The 1,088-nt window shown below is 59.1% G+C and carries 1 protein-coding gene; it reads right to left on the bottom strand.

All coding sequences use genetic code 11. The features are described 5' to 3' along the window. Positions 1-1,088: elongation factor Tu (gene tuf, locus AB7A72_RS23710; protein ID WP_369461317.1), on the bottom strand; the 1,088-nt coding region annotated here is incomplete at both ends.

Raw genomic sequence — 1,088 nt, 5'->3', positions numbered from 1 at the left:
CGCAGACCTTCTTCCATAGCGATGGGGTTGATCAGCTTGACGGTGATCGACACGTTGTCGCCAGGCATAACCATTTCCTTGTCAGCTGGCAGCTCGATGGCGCCGGTCACGTCCGTGGTACGGAAGTAGAACTGAGGACGGTAGTTGTTGAAGAATGGGGTGTGGCGGCCGCCTTCGTCCTTGCTCAGCACATACACTTCAGCGGTGAAGTGGGTGTGTGGCTTGATCGAGTTAGGCTTGCACAGCACTTGGCCACGCTCCACGTCTTCACGCTTGGTGCCGCGCAGCAGCAGGCCAACGTTGTCACCAGCTTGACCTTGGTCCAGCAGCTTGCGGAACATTTCCACGCCGGTCACGGTGGTCTTGACGGTGTCCTTGATACCGACGATTTCGATTTCTTCGCCGACCTTGATGATACCGCGCTCGATACGGCCGGTCACCACGGTACCACGACCGGAGATGGAGAACACGTCTTCCACGGGCATCAGGAAAGCACCGTCCACAGCGCGCTCTGGCGTTGGGATGTAGGTGTCCAGCGCTTCAGCCAGACGCAGGATGGCAGGCTCACCCTTGTCGGATTGGTCGCCTTCCAGAGCCAGCTTGGCCGAGCCGCGGATGATGGGGGTGTCGTCGCCTGGGAAATCGTACTTGTCCAGCAGTTCGCGGACTTCCATTTCCACCAGCTCCAGCAGCTCTTCGTCATCCACCATGTCGCACTTGTTCAGGAACACGATGATGTAAGGCACGCCCACCTGGCGAGCCAGCAGGATGTGTTCACGGGTCTGGGGCATGGGGCCGTCAGCAGCCGAGCAAACCAGAATAGCGCCGTCCATCTGAGCAGCGCCGGTGATCATGTTCTTCACATAGTCGGCGTGACCAGGGCAGTCCACGTGAGCGTAGTGGCGGTTAGCCGTTTCGTACTCAACGTGTGCGGTATTGATGGTGATGCCGCGTGCCTTTTCTTCAGGAGCAGCGTCGATTTCGTCGTACTTCTTGGCTTCGCCGCCGAACTTGGCAGACAGCACGGTTGCGATAGCAGCCGTCAGCGTGGTCTTGCCGTGGTCCACGTGACCAATGGTGCCCACGTT

Origin of the sequence: Comamonas sediminis (assembly GCF_041107495.1) — a bacterium.
Classification (GTDB): domain Bacteria; phylum Pseudomonadota; class Gammaproteobacteria; order Burkholderiales; family Burkholderiaceae_C; genus Comamonas; species Comamonas sediminis.
This window is presented reverse-complemented; position numbering and strand designations above follow the sequence as displayed.